Source organism: Streptomyces sp. 891-h (genome assembly GCF_022760275.1).
Lineage (GTDB): Bacteria > Actinomycetota > Actinomycetes > Streptomycetales > Streptomycetaceae > Streptomyces > Streptomyces spirodelae.
In genome coordinates, this window is record NZ_CP050693.1 from 1,211,500 (window position 1) to 1,226,935 (window position 15,436).

General features: G+C 71.4%; 13 protein-coding genes. 9 read left to right on the top strand and 4 right to left on the bottom strand.

The window, feature by feature from the left end:
- From meaB to HC362_RS05450, 5 genes are all read left to right on the top strand, one after another.
- Complete coding sequence (gene meaB / locus HC362_RS05430; protein WP_243088371.1) at positions 1–987, top strand: methylmalonyl Co-A mutase-associated GTPase MeaB; 987 nt, start codon at positions 1–3, stop codon at positions 985–987.
- A 274-nt stretch (positions 988–1,261) separates the two neighbouring features.
- Positions 1,262–2,674 carry an SLC13 family permease gene (locus HC362_RS05435; RefSeq protein ID WP_243082721.1) on the top strand — a complete coding sequence of 471 codons (1,413 nt, stop codon included), beginning with the start codon at positions 1,262–1,264 and terminating at the stop codon, positions 2,672–2,674.
- A gap of 283 nt (positions 2,675–2,957) precedes the next feature.
- Positions 2,958–4,367, top strand: coding sequence for an APC family permease (locus tag HC362_RS05440; protein WP_243082723.1), 1,410 nt, complete (start codon positions 2,958–2,960; stop codon positions 4,365–4,367).
- Between the two features lie 455 nt (positions 4,368–4,822).
- Positions 4,823–5,692 carry a hypothetical protein gene (locus HC362_RS05445; protein ID WP_243082725.1) on the top strand — a complete coding sequence of 290 codons (870 nt, stop codon included), beginning with the start codon at positions 4,823–4,825 and terminating at the stop codon, positions 5,690–5,692.
- A complete protein-coding gene (locus HC362_RS05450; protein ID WP_243082727.1) occupies positions 5,689–6,855 on the top strand; it encodes a S8 family serine peptidase in 1,167 nt (388 codons plus the stop codon). The genes HC362_RS05445 and HC362_RS05450 overlap by 4 nt, the downstream gene beginning before the upstream one ends.
- A 40-nt stretch (positions 6,856–6,895) precedes the next feature.
- On the opposite strand, the gene HC362_RS05455 is transcribed toward HC362_RS05450, so the two are convergent.
- Positions 6,896–8,215, bottom strand: coding sequence for a CapA family protein (locus HC362_RS05455; protein ID WP_243082729.1), 1,320 nt, complete (start codon positions 8,213–8,215; stop codon positions 6,896–6,898).
- Positions 8,216–8,425: 210 nt separating this feature from the next.
- The gene (locus tag HC362_RS05460) at positions 8,426–9,547 is read right to left on the bottom strand and encodes a polyprenyl synthetase family protein (protein WP_243082731.1); all 1,122 of its coding nucleotides are present in this window, start codon (positions 9,545–9,547) and stop codon (positions 8,426–8,428) included.
- A 442-nt stretch (positions 9,548–9,989) separates the two neighbouring features.
- On the opposite strand from HC362_RS05460, the gene HC362_RS05465 reads away from it, so the two are divergent.
- Positions 9,990–11,006, top strand: a complete 1,017-nt coding sequence (locus HC362_RS05465; protein WP_243082733.1) for a Ku protein — start codon at positions 9,990–9,992, stop codon at positions 11,004–11,006.
- A gap of 60 nt (positions 11,007–11,066) precedes the next feature.
- On the opposite strand, the gene HC362_RS05470 is transcribed toward HC362_RS05465, so the two are convergent.
- A complete protein-coding gene (locus HC362_RS05470) occupies positions 11,067–11,582 on the bottom strand; it encodes a VOC family protein (protein WP_243088372.1) in 516 nt (171 codons plus the stop codon).
- 99 nt (positions 11,583–11,681) lie between these two features.
- Complete coding sequence (locus tag HC362_RS05475) at positions 11,682–12,104, bottom strand: ATP-binding protein (RefSeq protein ID WP_243082734.1); 423 nt, start codon at positions 12,102–12,104, stop codon at positions 11,682–11,684.
- A 467-nt stretch (positions 12,105–12,571) separates the two neighbouring features.
- Here HC362_RS05475 and HC362_RS05480 point away from each other — a divergent pair, with 467 nt between their 5' ends.
- The 3 genes from HC362_RS05480 (at position 12,572) to HC362_RS05490 (ending at position 15,418) form a co-directional block, all read left to right on the top strand.
- Positions 12,572–13,072, top strand: coding sequence for an STAS domain-containing protein (locus HC362_RS05480; RefSeq protein WP_243082736.1), 501 nt, complete (start codon positions 12,572–12,574; stop codon positions 13,070–13,072).
- Between the two features lie 155 nt (positions 13,073–13,227).
- A complete protein-coding gene (locus HC362_RS05485; RefSeq protein ID WP_243082738.1) occupies positions 13,228–14,448 on the top strand; it encodes a PP2C family protein-serine/threonine phosphatase in 1,221 nt (406 codons plus the stop codon).
- A gap of 121 nt (positions 14,449–14,569) precedes the next feature.
- Positions 14,570–15,418 (top strand): metallophosphoesterase, encoded by an 849-nt coding sequence (locus tag HC362_RS05490; RefSeq protein ID WP_243082739.1) that lies wholly within the window; start codon positions 14,570–14,572, stop codon positions 15,416–15,418.
- The last annotated feature ends 18 nt before the right edge of the window (positions 15,419–15,436 follow it).

Below are 15,436 nucleotides of genomic sequence, written 5' to 3' on the forward strand. Positions count from 1 at the left end.
GTGCCCCGGACGATCGACCTCGACAGCTATGCCAAGGGCGTGCTGGAGGGCTCCCGCGCGCACATCGCCCGCGCCATCACGCTGGTCGAGTCCCGCAGGGCCGACCACCGCGAGCTGGCCCAGCAGTTGCTGACGACGCTGCTGCCGCACTCGGGCGGCGCCCGGCGGGTGGGAATCAGCGGGGTGCCGGGAGTCGGCAAGTCGACGTTCATCGACGCGCTGGGCACCCTGCTGACCGAGCGGGGACACCGGGTCGCCGTACTGGCGGTCGACCCCTCCTCCAGCCGTACGGGCGGCTCCATCCTGGGCGACAAGACCCGGATGGAGCGCCTGGCGGTCAACCCGGCCGCCTTTGTCCGCCCCTCCCCCACCGCCGGGACGCTGGGCGGCGTCGCCAAGGCCACCCGCGAGACGATGATCGTGATGGAGGCCGCCGGCTATGACGTCGTCCTGGTGGAGACGGTCGGCGTGGGGCAGTCGGAGGCGACCGTCGCGCAGATGGTCGACTCCTTCCTGCTGCTGACCCTGGCCCGCACCGGCGACCAGCTCCAGGGCATCAAGAAGGGCGTGCTGGAGATCGCGGACGTACTGGCCGTCAACAAGGCCGACGGTCCGCACGAGCGCGACGCCCGCTCGGCCGCCCGCGAGTTGGCGGGCGCACTCCGACTCATGCGCGGTACCGACACCGCTTGGACCCCGCCCGTGCTCACCTGCAGCGGCCGGGAGGGCTCAGGGCTCGACGAGGTGTGGGAGCGGCTGGAGCGGCACCGCACGGTGCTGGAGTCGACCGGGGAGCTGGCGGCCAGACGGCGCGACCAGCAGGTCGAGTGGGTGTGGTCGATGGTGCGCGACGATCTGCTGAGCCGGCTGGAACAGCACCAGGAGGTGCGGCGGTTGGCGCCGCTGCTGGAAGAGCGGGTCCGCGAGGGCTCGTTGACGGCGACGCTGGCGGCCCAGCGCATCGTGGAGGCCTTCGGCCTCCGCTGACGCCTGTACCGGGCGCTTGGTTGTACGCCCGGGAGATCGCACTGCCGCACGCGGTGTGGTGAGTGCCGCCGTTGCGCGCGGACCTGGCCGTCGATCCCATCCCCCGTCCGAGGGGGCGGCAGGAGCACAGGCACGTGCCGCCCCTCCAATGGGCATGCACAACGGCAGTCACGGACTCGGTCACGAGTGCCGCGTTGACGGGCCCCTGGCTGCCGGCGGACGGGGCCCGAAGGACTCGTACGCATTTCCGCCACCCGGACGAGAGAGGTACCGGATGGGAGAAGCGGCACCCCTGGTCCATACGGCTACCACCGTCGCCGTGATGGTCCTGCTCATTCTCAAGGCGAAGCTCAACCCAGCGCTCGCGCTGGTGCTCAGCGCCATCTACCTCGGCATCGTCTGCGGGCTGGGCCCCGAAGAGACCCTGGAGACCGTCCACAAGGGCTTCGGCGACCTGATGGCCAAGGTCGGGCTGCTGATCGTGCTCGGTGTCCTGCTGGGCACGCTGCTCGCCTCGTTCGGCGCCTTCGAGCGGCTGATGGCCGTGCTGCTGCGCAGACTCGGCAGGCGGGCGCTGCCCTACGCCTTCGCCGTACTGATCGGCACCTTCCTCCAATTCATCTTCACCGATGTGCTGCTGGTGGTGACCGCGCCACTGGCCAGAGCGCTTGGCGGGCGAATCGGCCGGGGAGGGCCGGCGCGGATGGCCGCGGCGCTGGCCCTGGGCCTGGAGGTGGGTGTCGCGCTCTCGGTGCCGGGCGTCGGCGCCCTCGCGCTGGCCGGGCTGCTGGGCGTCTCGCTGGGCCACATACTGCTGTACGGCCTGCCGCTGGCGTCCGTGACGATCGTGCTGACGCTGCTGCTGTTCGACACGCTGGTCAAGCACGGCTTCTGGAACCCCGAACGGGACGAGAGCGCGGCGGTGCCCATGGACCCCCCGGCCAAGCCGAGCGAGGCGTCGGCGAACACGGTGCGGGACACGGCCGGTGCGCCGGATGCGGCCGCAGCGCAGGACGCGGCCGCAGCGCAGGACGCCGCCCCGGCGCGGCCGTTGCCACTGCTGCTCTCCCCGCTGCTCCTCGCGCTGGTGTTGACCGCGACCGGCGCCGTCGCCGAGGTCGCCGGGTGGCGTTCGCCCGTCCTCGGCTTCCTCGGCGACCCGGTGGTCGGCCTGCTCGCCGGGCTGACCTGCGCCTGCTGGATCGCACGGCGCCAGCTGCCCCGGGGCGCCGTCAGTGAGCTGTTCGGGCGGGGCTACCGGAAGACCGGCCAGATCCTGGTGCTGCGGGGCGTGGGCGGGTCGCTGGCCGCCGTGGTGGGCGCGGTGGGGCTCGGGAACCTGGTCGAGGACCACGTCTCGACCAGCACCTGGGCGCCGCTCGCGCTCGTCTGGCTGATCGCAGCGCTCCTGCACATGGCCATCGGCTCCGTCGTCACCGCGGCCATCACAGCGGCGAGCGTCCTGGTCCCGGTGGTGCCGGAGCTGGACGTGGAGCCGGTCCTGGTCGCCCTCGCCGCCGGCGCGGGCTCGCTGTTCGCCGTCCACGCCACCAGCAACACCTTCTGGCTGCTGCAGAGCCTGCTCGGCCAGACGACGCGGGGCGCGCTGAAGACGGTGACGGTGACCGTCTCGACCGCCTCGGTGATCGCGCTGAGCCTGATCCAGACGATGAGCCTGGTGTTGTGAGCGGGCTGTGAGAGGTCGGCAAAACCCTGAGATCGTGGCTGCGATTTCCTTGGGCCGCGGAATCAGCTTCGTATGCCACCTGTACCGCCTATAACGGTTGAGGACAGCCTTTGTTGCGACGGATTCCGTTGAATGGAGGTCTTGACTCCGCTTCGCTGCAACAGCTTGTATGCGCTCACCGGAACGCGATTCCGGCGTCCACACCTTCCGCACCGACCGCTCGGTGCGCCACCGGAGGCGATACCGCTCCCCCGCCCAGCACGCACAGTACGAACGGACCCGCATGACCGACACGCTCGAAGACCCCGGCAAGCCCAAGCTCACCCGCTCCATCGGCGTGGTGGGCGGCACGCTGCTCACCCTGTCCTGTCTGACCCCGGCGTCGTCACTTTTCGTGATCGTGCCGGACTCGTTCAGCACCCTGGGCACCGGGACCGCGCTCACCATCACCGTCGCCGCGCTGCTGTGCATCGGCGTCGCGTTCACCTACTCCGAGCTGGGCACTCTCATCCCGAGCTCGGGCGGTGAGTACGCCATGGTCGGCACCCTGATGGGCAGGCTGGCGGGATGGCTGGTCTTCATCCTGTCACTGATCGTCGTCATGATCGTGCCGCCGATCATCGCGCTGGGCACCGCCGACTACCTCGCCCCGGTCATCGACCTCGATCCACGCTTCGCGGCCGCCGCCGTGATGCTGCTCTCCACCGCCATGGGCCTGCTGGACCTGCGGGCCAACGCGTGGATCACCGGTGTCTTCCTCGCCCTGGAGGTCGTCGGCGCCGCCATCGTCGCCTTCCTGGGCTTCACCCACGCCCAGCGCCCCGCCTCGGTGCTCCTCCACCCGGTCATGGACGGCGGCCACGGCCACACCTCACCGGTCACGGCCGGGCTGATCGTCGCCGGGCTCGCCACCGCGCTGTTCATCCTGCAGGGCTTCTCCACCGCCGTATATCTGGCCGAGGAGATGGAGAACCCCCGGCGCACCGTGGCCCGCACCGTGCTGTGGACCCTCGGCATCGGGTTCGCGGTCGTCATCGTCCCGGTGGTCGCCATCACCCTGGGCGCTCCGGATCTGCACGCACTGGCCGGCGGCGACATCGCGGCCATGGTGCAGCAGTGGAGCAACTCGGCCGTCGGAACGTTCATCAGCCTGTGCATCGCGCTGGCGATCATCAACGCCGCGATCGTGATGGTCATCCAGAACTCCCGGGTCGTCTTCGCCTCGGCACGCGACTCCGCCTGGCCCACCCCGGTCAACCGCGCCCTGACCCGGCTCGGCAAGCGCTTCGGCTCCCCCTGGGTGGCCACACTGGTGGTCGGCGTACCCGGCGCGCTGCTGTGCTTCGTCGACCTGGACATGCTGAGCGAGGTCACCGGGGTGGCCGTGGCCGGGATGTACGTCTTCGTCGCGCTCGGCGCCCTCGCCGCGCGCCGGGCGGCGTACAAGCACCGGGCGGCCTGGCGCATGCCGCTGTGGCCTGCGCTCCCCGCACTGCTGATGACGGCCCTGCTGTGGGTGCTGTGGCAGCAGAGCGCCGAGAGCCTCGCCGTCACCGGCACCATCGTCGCCCTCGCCGTCGCCTACTGGGCGCTGTATCTGCGCCCGCGGCACCGGACGCACTGGGTCATCTCCGTCCCCGAGGACGAGCAGGCCCCGCCGGCCGCGCAGCCGGAAACCCTCCAGCCCGTCTGAACGGAGACGGCGCCCCCGCGCGCGGACAACCGTCTCGAATGTCCGGAACTGTTCTGACCTGCGGTTCTGTGACACAGGCGAGACCGGGGATCGATCGTCCTGTCGCCAAACGTGGCCGATAGTGTTCCGTACGCGAACGCGGGGGCACGCGCGTCGAAACGCGTGAGCGCTGACGTCTCCCCCCGCTGCTCCGTGCCCGTACGCAGGGGCGCCGAACACCGAGGAGGGGAGCCATGTCCTATCCGAGCCCGCCCGAAAGTCCCGGGAACGCCGGGAACTCCGGGCGGCATCCCGGCCCACCTCCTTCGGCGCCCCCACCCATGCCACCAGGCGCCGCACCTGGTCCGTACGGAGCCACGCCTGGTCCGCCCGGAGCGGCGCCTGGTCCAATCGGAGCCCCGCCCGGACCGCCACACGGCGCCGCGCCCGGCGCCGCGCCCGGTTTCCAGCCGGGGATGCCCCCTGCGGGTGCGCCAGGCGGTGGCTATCCCAACGGCGGCTTCCCCGGCGGGATGCCGGGCGGTGGCGGGATGCCGGGCGGTGGTGCGGCGCCCTTCCCGCCCCGGCCGAAGAAGAACACCGGCCGCAACTGCCTCACCGCCTTCCTGAGCATCGTCGGCGCGCTGGCCCTCCTCGCGGGCGGTGCCCTGACCGCGCACACCTTCTCCAACGCCAACCAGGACATCCCCAACCGCACCGGCTACGGCCCCGTGATGTGGCGCAACGAGCCGGTCGACAAGCTCTTCCCCAAGACGCTGGGGCCCCGGACCGGCCAGTCCGACGCCGACGACCCGAAGAGCGCCGAGTGGCACCGCCTGGGCATATCCGAGAAGACGGGCTGCTCCGAGGCGCTGACCGGAACGCTGGCCGCCGAGGCGGACAAGCACGGCTGCAAGGCGGTGCTGCGCGCCACCTACACCGACCCGACGGGCAACCTGGTCGCCACCGTGGCGCTCATCGTCCTGCCGAAGACGGACGATCCCGAGGCGGGCATGAGCTCCTTCTTCGACGCGGAGAAGGACAAGGACACCGCGAGCCACGGCGTCAAGGCCTTCCCGGTACCGGACACCGTCGCCGCCGACTGGAAGGACGCCGACCGCAACGGCTCGGACGGGACGCAGACCACCGGGCCCGGCCTCCCCTACGCCATCGCCGTCTCCGCCGGTTCCACCGACGGCCGCAAGGCGGGCCGCCTGCCCGGCGACTGGGGCAGGACGGAGCTCGACGCCAAGTCGGACCGTATGCCCTGGCGGGAGGCGGCCGGCACCCTCGCCGAGGACCTGAACATGCATCTGGGCGACCTGCTGAACGAGGAGACCTCATGAACCGCCGGCGCCTCGGCACGCTGATCGCCGCGGCCGGGCTGAGCTCCCTGCTGTGCGCGACCACCGTGACCCCCGCCCGGGCCGACACGCCCACCAGTTGGGAAGCTCGGGCCCTCGGTCTGTCCGCCGCTCAGCGCACCTCCAAGGGCGAGGGCATCAAGGTCGCCGTGCTGGACAGCGGCGTGGAGAAGAACCACCCGGCGCTCGCCGGCAAGGTGACCACCGGGCCCGACTTCCTCAAGGACGGCCTGGAGCCGGGAGATCCGCGCTGGGGAGGCCACGGCACGGCCATGGCCTCCGACGTGCTCAAGGTCGCCCCGAAGGCCCACATCCTGTCGGTACGGGTGATCGACGACAAAAAGGAGCACGACGCCGACGACTGGAAGACCGGGCCCAGCCCCGTCGCCCAAGGCATCAACTACGCGGTCGACCACGGCGCGGACGTCATCTCCATGTCGCTGGGCGGCGACTCCTTCGGGTCCAGCTTCAACGAGGACGAGACCAAGGCCCTGGCCCACGCCGCGTACAAGGGCGTGACCGTCGTGGCCTCGGCGGGCAACGACGGCGACGTCCTCAACGACTCGTCCTACCCGGCCGGCTACCCCGGCGTCATCGCCGTCGCCGCCGTCGAACAGGGCGGCGACCGGGCCGAGTTCTCCACCGTGCGGACGTACAACACGGTGGCGGCGCCCGGCGTCGGCATCGTCAGCGCGAAGAACACCGGCGGCTACGAAGCCGTCAACGGCACCTCGCCCGCCGCGGCGCTCACCTCCGGTGTGGTGGCGCTGATGCTGGCCAAGAACCACAAGCTGAAGCCCTCCCAGATCCGGGCCATCCTCACCGAGACCGCGGAGCACCCGCCGGGGGGCTACAGTCCGCTGGTCGGCCACGGGGTGATCAACGCGGCGGCCGCCGTACGCGCCACGGCGAAGCCTCCGGCTCACGATGCCTCTCCCACCGAGTACAAGGGCAAGGAGTTCCTGGCGTCCCCGACGGACGTCAAGCCCACCCAGCACCCGCCGATGGACACGGCGCTGTTGACGATCGGCCTCTCGGCGGCTGGCGTGGGCCTGCTGATGGTCGTCGGCGCCATCATCGTGAACCGCACCGGCCGCCGCCCCACCGCCACTGGAGCGGCCGGCCATGGCGGTGCCCCTCTCTGAGGTGGCGCCCCGTCCCTCCCGCTGTGGCGGGGCCGAGCAATCATGGGAGCATGCGCAGGCCGTCCTTCTTGGCTCCTCGGCTGAAGACGGCCTCGCGGATGGTCTCGTACGCCTCGTCCTGCGCGGGGTCACCCGCACTCCTGCTCTTCTCGGACGCGAGATTGATCAGCGTATGCCGGGGCGAGGTCTTCATCATGAACGGGGTGAACCCCGCCTTGTCGACGGTCCACTGCCCACCGGCGCCCTTACTGTCCTCCGCACCGGGCCGCGCCTTCGGCGGCACGAAGTGGAAGCGGGCCGCGCTGCCCATGCTGCCGCGCGGGTCGTTCATCTTCCCGGCGATCTGGTCGCCCATCCCGTAGACGACCCAGGTCCCGTTGACCTTCTCGTACGCCTGGGGCACGTGCGCGTGGGTGCCGAGGATCAGATCGATGTCCCGGCGCCCATGGGAGCGCGAGGCGGTCAGCTTCTTGGCCACGGAGCGCTGCAGTTCATCCGGGCTCTCCTGCCACTCGGTGCCCCAGTGCAGGCTGGCCACCACCACGTCGGCCCCGGCCCGGCGCGCGGCCCGGGCATCCCGGATGATGCGCTCGGGCTCGATGAGGTTGACGAGCCACGGCTTGTTCTCGGGCAGGGAGATGCCGTTGGTGCCGTAGGTGTAGGAGAGCTGCGCCACCTTGGCGTCACCCGCCCGCAGCAGGGCCGGACGGCCGCGCTCCTGTTCCGACCGGGCCGACCCCACATGTTTGAGACCCGCGCCGTCCATCGCCTTGAGGGTGCGGCCCACCCCGTCGGCGCTGTCGTCCAGGGTGTGGTTGGAGCCGGTCGAACACGAGTCGTAGCCCGCCTCCTTGACGGAGCGGGCGAGCTGCGGAGGCGTCTGGAAGAGCGGATAGCCGGTGAACGGCCCGCCGTCGGGGCCGTAGATGGTCTCCATATGGCAGATCGCCAGGTCGGCCTTCTGCGCCAGCGGCTTGGCCGCTGCGATCATACGGCCGAAGTCGTAGCCGGAGCCGCCCGCGTCCGCGCGCGCCTGCCGGATGATCGAGTCGTGCACCAGCAGGTCACCCGTGGCGAACAGCGAGAACCCGCGCCGCGAGTGCTCGCCACGCTCCCCCTGCGCCTGCGCGGCCTGTTCCCCGCTGCCGTGTCCGGCCCGGCCGCCGTCCCGCCCGGAACGGGAATCGTCACCGCATCCGGTGACGCCGCCGAGCAGCGCGGCGAGTGCGACAGCGGCCGCCGCTTGCCGGACACCGGCCCGGGTACGGCCTCGGGGGCGGACGCCAGCGGGGGCACCGGTGCAGGTGCGGATACCGGTGCGGTGGGGAGCGGGGCCGGGGGCGGGGTGACTGCTGCTCATCTGAGCTCCTCCGAGGTGGGACAGGCCGGGAGAGTGAGGGAAAGTCATATAAGTCCGATTAACGGACTGGTTAATGACTCGTCCCCTCTGTCCCGCAGCCACACCGCGGCTACCGCCGAACGGCCTACAAGGTGCACCCGGAAGATCGTCCGACACGCGCACAGCTCGCGCCGTCTCAGCCCCGCCCGGCTCAGGCCCGGGCGCTCGCGCTCACGCGCGGGTGACGGTGTGCCGGAAGAGCGTGCGAAGGGCGGCGTGCGACGCGGACGGCAGCTCGGCCTTGTCCAACTGGGTGAACGCCTCGGACAGTTGCCAGGAGGAGATCTCGTGCGCCGCGGCGCGCCCGCCCGCGTTCTCGATGAGGTCGGCCAGCTCGTCGGGGGGCGGCGGACAGGCGGGGCCGCCACCCAGTGACTCGGCGAGAGTGCGCGCCGCGGGGTTGCCCGCGCGCAGCGCCGCGATCAGCGGCAGGCTCGGCCCGCCCTCCCGTAATCCGCTCATGACGGGCCGGCCGCTCAGCCCCGTACCGGACCAGAGGTCCTCGATGTCGCGGGCGGCCTGCACGGCTATGCCCAGATGGTGACCGGCCCGCGTCAGCGCCTCGACGACCCGCTCGTCGGCGCCGCCCAGCAGCGCCCCGCCCGCCAGCGCACACTCCAGCAGCGAGCTGGTGCGGGCCGCCGCGACCGCCGCGTACTCCTCCACGCTGATCCCCTCGGGCGCCCGGCGGCGCAGTGCCAGTTCTGCCGAGCGGCCGCTGATCAGCCGGGAGGTCGTACGGGTCAGCAGCCGCAGCACGGTGGCGCGCGCCCCTCCCGCGCCCTCCTCCCCCGTATCTCCCGCGTACTCTCCCCGCGTACCGGCGGGGTCCCCGGACAGCAGCAGACAGCGGGTGGCGGCGCCCAGCAGCGCGTCCCCTGCCAGCACAGCCCAGCCGGTGCCGTAGACGGCCCATACCGCGGAGCGGCCCCGTCGCAGCGCTTCACCGTCCATGACGTCGTCGTGCAACGCGGCCCAGTTGTGTACGAGCTCCACGGCCGCGGCCCCCGGCAGTGCCGCGGCCGTGGAGGCCTCGGGAAGCCCGCCGTCCCGCTCGGCCTCGCCGGCGCCCGCCGCGTGCAGGGCGAGCGCCGCGTGCGGGTACGGGCCCGGGGTGACGCCGTAGGTGGGGCTGCCGTCCGGCCGGGTCCAGCCGAAGTGGTAGCCGCAGACCCGCCGCAGCTCTGGCTGCAGCGCCCCGACGGCCTCCCTCAGTACGGGTTCGGTCCGCTCGTGCGCGTACGCCAGCAGGGAAGGTGCGGCGGGGACGTCGGTGAGGTCGTGAGTCGTCATACCGGAGCGGCGTCTCCTTTCTCCGGCCCAGGCGCGCCAAGCAGCGCGAAGCGTGTGGGAATGGTGCGCTCTCAGTAATCGGCTTTCCCCTCACCGTGCCCGGTGACTCCCTCTCGGTGGGGCCAGTGCGAAGCACGCGGGGGCGCAGGGGGCGGCACGGCGCGGCAGGGGGCGGCACGGCGCTGCAAGGGGCAGCAGAGCTACAGCCGAGCGGGGGAAATCGCAGGTGTGAGGCGCCCGAGGAGTGCAACCCGGAACCCGAGCGCGTTGCCCCCGGATGCGGGTGAGTACGCCAGGGGCCAGAGTGAGAGCGCACGCGCCGGCGCCCTGCGGGACCGCGGGGGCGCACGACGTGTCCGCAGCACAGAGTGGCCGCTTCCGCACAGAGTGGCGGCTTCGCGGTACTGAGGAGCAGCAGGGCGCAGGAAGGGCGGGAGAAGCGATGGCGCGTCCGGTCTGGAGCGGAGTGATCACCTTCGGGCTGGTCACGGTTCCGGTGCGGATGTACTCCGCGACCGAGGACCACACCACCCACTTCCACCAGCTGCAGCGGGGCACAGACGACCGGGTCCGGAACAAGCGCGTCAACGAGCGCACCGGCAAGCGCGTCGAGTACGACGACATCGTCAAGGGGTACGAGGTCGCCGACGGCGAGTACGTCACCGTCGAGCGGGAGGAACTGGCCGAGATCGCGCCCGGAAAGTCCCAGGTGATCGACGTCAGCGGATTCGTGGAGGCCACGGAGATCGATCCGGTCTACTACGTGCGCGCCTACTATCTGGCCCCGAGCGGCGACCAGTACGAGAAGCCGTATGAGCTGCTGCGGGCAGCGCTCGCCGAGTCCGGGAAGACGGGCGTCGCCACATTCGTGATGCACAGCAAGGAGTACCTGGTCGCCCTGCGGGCAGCCGAGGACGCCCTCACGCTGCACACGCTGCACTGGGCGGACGAGGTGCGCGACCCGCGCGAGGAGCTGCCCGCGCTGCCGGGCCACGAGCGCTCCGGCAGCAAGGAGCTGAAGACGGCACAGCAGTTGATCGACAGCATGAGCACCCCCTTCCGGCCGCAGGACTACAGCGACACCTACGAGGAACGGGTGCGCGCGCTGGTCGAGGCCAAGGCCAAGGGCGAGGAGATCACCCCGGAGGAGGGCCCGCCCGAGGCCACCAACGTGGTGGACCTCAGCGAAGCCCTCAACCGCAGCATCGAGCGGGCCCGCTCCGGAAAGGCGGCATCCCGGGGCGCGAGCAAGGCCCAGAGCAAGGGCAAGACCCAGGCCCGGGCCGGGAGCAAGGTCCAGGGCGAGGGCAAGGGCTCCTCCCGCAAGGGCCCCGCGCTGGAAGAGCTCAGCAAGGACGAGCTCTACCAGCGCGCCGGGAAGCAGGGCGTCAAGGGGCGCTCGAAGATGAACCGGGAGCAGCTGCTCGAAGCACTGGGCGGTTCCGGCAAGGCCGCCTGAGCCCGTGAGTCCGCCACTCCGATCCGGCCGCGGCCTGCGACCGCTCGGCCGGTCGGCGGATCACGGCGTCCAGCGGCGCAGCGGCGTCCGGTGCTCGTACGGCATCGGGTCCGGGTAGGTGAGCAGTTCCAGCGTGCTGCCCCAGGGGGTGCGGCAGTAGACGAACCGGTTGCGGGGACCGGACTCGGGGCCCGGCAGCCCGTGCGGCTGGTCGAGTACGGTGCCGCCCGCCTCTCGGACGGTCTCACAGGCGGCGGGCAGGTCCGTCACATAGCAGGCCAGATGCTGCCAGCCCAGATCGCTGGGTACGGCGGCCGCACGCTGCCGGGGACCGTGAAATTCGAACAGTTCGATACCGGGACCGTGCGGCAGACGCAGCATGCGCACGGCGACCTGCTCGGTGCCGGGCGGGACCCCGAGCCGCCGGGTGGTCTCCCGGCCTCCTCTGGGACCTTCCGCACAGGGAAGCGTGTCATAGAGCACTTCGGCTCCGAGCACCCGGGCGAAGAACTCGCTCGCCGCCTCGATATCGGGGACGGTCACACCGACATGGTCGATTCCCCGGGGCTCATGCATATGACGCATACACGCGCTCCTTTCGTTCTCGATGATGACGCGAGAACAGCAGGACCGCATACGGGAGTTCACCGCGCGAGGGCGGCGCTCACCGGGCCGTTACAGCGGAATATCAGCGCAGATGATCTTTCCGGCGTCGGGGTGCAGCCGAATGGTGACATCCCGCGCCAGATGGCAGACGATGGGCCAGCCGAAGCCGCCGCCTTCCCCCTCGGCGAAATCCCGCGGACTGCGGTCACGGGGAAGCACCGAACTGGAATCCGCCACCTCGACTGTGACGGTGCCGTGCCCGGCGCTCAACCGGAAGTCCCGGACCCCGTCACCGTGCCGTAGGGCATTGGTCACCAGCTCGGACACGACCAGCAGCACGGTTTCGGCGGCTTCGGACGAGGGCGGCGGCGAGACCGTGGCCAGAAAGTGCCGAGTGAGTCTGCGGGCCTGAAAACTGCTGCGCACATAACGCGTGCGCGCGGTGTCCGCTGTAACACTCTCCTCACCACGGAGGGCCGCTACCTGTTCCATGCTTGTCTCCCGTCTCCGCAGGGCTGTTGCCGCCGAAAGCGGCCAGACCCACGAATGTGGGGGTCTTTCCTCTTCCGTCGAGGTCTCGCCCCTGTGCGAATACCTCGCCGGCCGCTGAACGGTGCCCCGTGTGAACGCTCGAACGGCTGCAGGGTCAGTTACCCGGGCCTTTCGTCTTCATGCATGGTTCGGCCCGGATGGTACGGACAAGGAAAGGTCAGATCATTTGGTCGCCCATGGATGATCACCGTGGGAACCGGGTCCACCGGGACGACGCACCGCCACGGCCGGGGGAAGAGGGCGCCGTGCCGGGCGGCAGGACGTACGATCACTGTGCGAAGGGGGCACCGGGGAGGCGAGCGGCGCGCCCCTGTGAGGACACAGGATTTGGGATACTCGGAAGACCGCAGATCCGCATCGGGCGGGACGCGCAGAGCACCGGCTCCGTGCCGGGGGACGGAGGCGGAGTGAGGTCGCGGGAGAACGACCGTCTGGCCATCACGCCGCTCACCGTCAGGGACGAGTGCGCGGTGATCCGCTTCAGTGGGGAACTGGACCGCGGCTCCGAGGAGTTCTACCTGGACCGCATCGGCGCCGTGGTCGCCACCGGATACCGGCACCTGGTGCTGGATGTGACGGCTCTGGTCTTCTGCGACTCGCGGGGCCTCAACTGCCTGCTCGCCCTGCGGTGGCTGCTGCAGCGCCGGGAGGGCAGCCTGCTGCTCGCCTGCGTGGGGCGGCGGCTGGCCGCGGTGCTCGCCCTGACCGGGAGCACGGAGATGCTGCCCGTCTTCTCCAGCGTCAGTGAGGCGCTCCGCTCCCTGCCCGCCGACCAGCGTCCCGACTGGCCTCCCACCGAGAGCGCGGACCCGAACATTCCGCTGCACAGTCCGGAGCCGCTGGAGACCTCCTGGCAGAAGGACGCCAACCCGCACTTCCCCCGGGACCCGGAGGGCAAGGACTCCTGAGGCCCGAGGGCAAGGACTCCTGAGGCCCGAGGGCAGGGACTCCTGAGCGCCCGCGCGGCGGCGTACGGCGGTGTCGCGGCGGGCGGCGGGCCCCGGCGGGTGAGGATGGAGGGCCGCACAGCGCACCTCGGAGCACCGCACCCTAGGAACCGTCCATGGAGCAGCAGAACCAGGCCGTGAGGCAGCCGCCGCAGCAGTCCTTCGACCAGGCCCAGCAGATCGTGGAACACCCGCGGCCCAAAGCGCTGTCCACCCGCGCCTTCCTGCTGTGGGGCCTCGGCCTCACCCTGCTGGTCGTCGGACTGAGCCTGGTGGCCGGGTCCGAGGTGCGGCTGGTCGGTCTGCTGATCTTCCTCCCCGCCATCGCGGCGAGCGTGGGCACCGAACGGCAGACACAGGCCGCATCCGTCTGGGCGACAGCCGGCGCCGCCATCTCCATCGCGCGCAGGCCCGGCTACCACCTGGACGACGCGATCACCCTGGTGCTCACCTTGCTGTTCGCCGGGCTCGCCGTGTTCGGGGCACGCTGGCGCATCGCGCGGGACACCGAGCTGCTGCGGCTGCGCTCGACCGCGGCCGTCATCCAGCAGCACATCCTGCACCCGCTGCCGGAGGTGACCGACCAGGTACGGGTGGACGGGGTCTTCGAACCGCTGCAGGAGGACAAGCTGTTCGGCGGTGACATCTACGACGTGGCCGCCACCCCCTACGGCACCCGGGTGCTGATCGGGGATGTGCAGGGCAAGGGGCTGTCGGCGGTCGGCGCGGCCTTCGCCGTACTGGGCGCGTTCCGCGAGGCAGCGCACCGGGAGCCGACGCTCACGGGTCTGGTGGACGCGCTGGAGACCTCGGTGGTGCGCCACAACGCGTACGCCCGCCACTCGGGTGAGCCGGAGCGGTTCATCACGGCTCTCGTCCTCTCGGTCGGCCCCCTCGACCGGGACGCCGCCCAGGTCGTCAACTGCGGCCATCTGACGCCCTTCCTGGTGCGTGCGGCGGAACAGCCGTGCGAGGTGCGGCTCGGGGAGACGGGGGTACCGCTGGGGCTGGCGTCACTGGTGGGCGAGGAGCGTTCGGCGGCCGGGTTCGACTTCCCGCCCGACTCGACGCTGCTGCTGTACACCGACGGCCTCTCCGAGGCCCGGGACGGTGACGGTGCCTTCTACCCGCTCGCCGGACGCCTCACCGAGCTGGTACGGGCGGCCAGGACCGCGCCGGACGGTGAGGGCGCACGCACGGAGCTGGCCCGCGCACTGCGCGACGACGTCCGCGCCTTCACCCACCCCTACCAGCAGGACGACCTGGCCATCCTCACCCTCCGACGCCTCCCGGCCGCCGAACGGCCCGAGGAGGACGACCGGTCCCGTCCCCAGTGACGCCGAGGATCGGCGGCGACCGTCGGCGGCTGCGGTTATCGTCGGTGCGGACGGGGGCGGTGGAAGCGCTGGGGGCGCTGCACCGAGGGGGATGCCGAAGGGCGACGGAGGGGGGAGCCGCATGACGTCCGGCCAGGGCCGGCTGCTCGCGGTCAGCGATCTGCATGTGGGAATGGCGGCCAACAAGCCGGTCACCGAGTCACTGCGCCCGCACACCGACGACGACTGGCTGATCGTCGCGGGGGATGTGGCCGAGCACTTCGAAGAGGTGGCCTGGGCCCTGCGGCTGCTGGCCGACCGGTTCGCCCGGGTGATCTGGACGCCGGGCAACCACGAGCTGTGGACACCGCGCGGCGACCCGGTGCAGCTGCGCGGGGCCGAGCGATACGCGCAACTCGTGGAGCTGTGCCGCTCGTTGGGCGTGCTGACACCGGAGGACCCCTACCAGCACTGGGCGGGACCTGAGGGCGAGGTGCTGATCGCGCCGGTCTTCCAGCTGTACGACTACACCTTCCGGGCGCCCGGGACGCACACCAAGGAGGAGTCGCTGGCACGGGCCCGCGCCTCCGGCGTCGTCTGCACGGACGAGTACCTGCTGCACCCCGACCCCTACCCGGCCGTCGACGACTGGTGCCGGGAGCGGGTGGCCGCGACGGAGAAGCGGCTGGAAGCGCTCGACCCGGACACCCCGCTGGTGCTGGTCAGCCACTGGCCGCTGCTGCGGGAGCCGACGGATGTGATGTGGTATCCGCAGTTCGCGCAGTGGTGCGGCACGGAGCTGACGGCGGACTGGCACACCAGGTACAACGTGGCCGTCGCCGTCTACGGCCATCTGCACATCCCCCGCACGACACACCACGACGGGGTCCGATTCGAGGAGGTCTCCATCGGCTATCCCCGGGAGTGGCGGCGCCGGGGCCATCCGCGCGGTCTGCTGCGGCAGATCCTGCCCACGCCTCACGAGAGCTGACGGCACGTACGCCCGGGA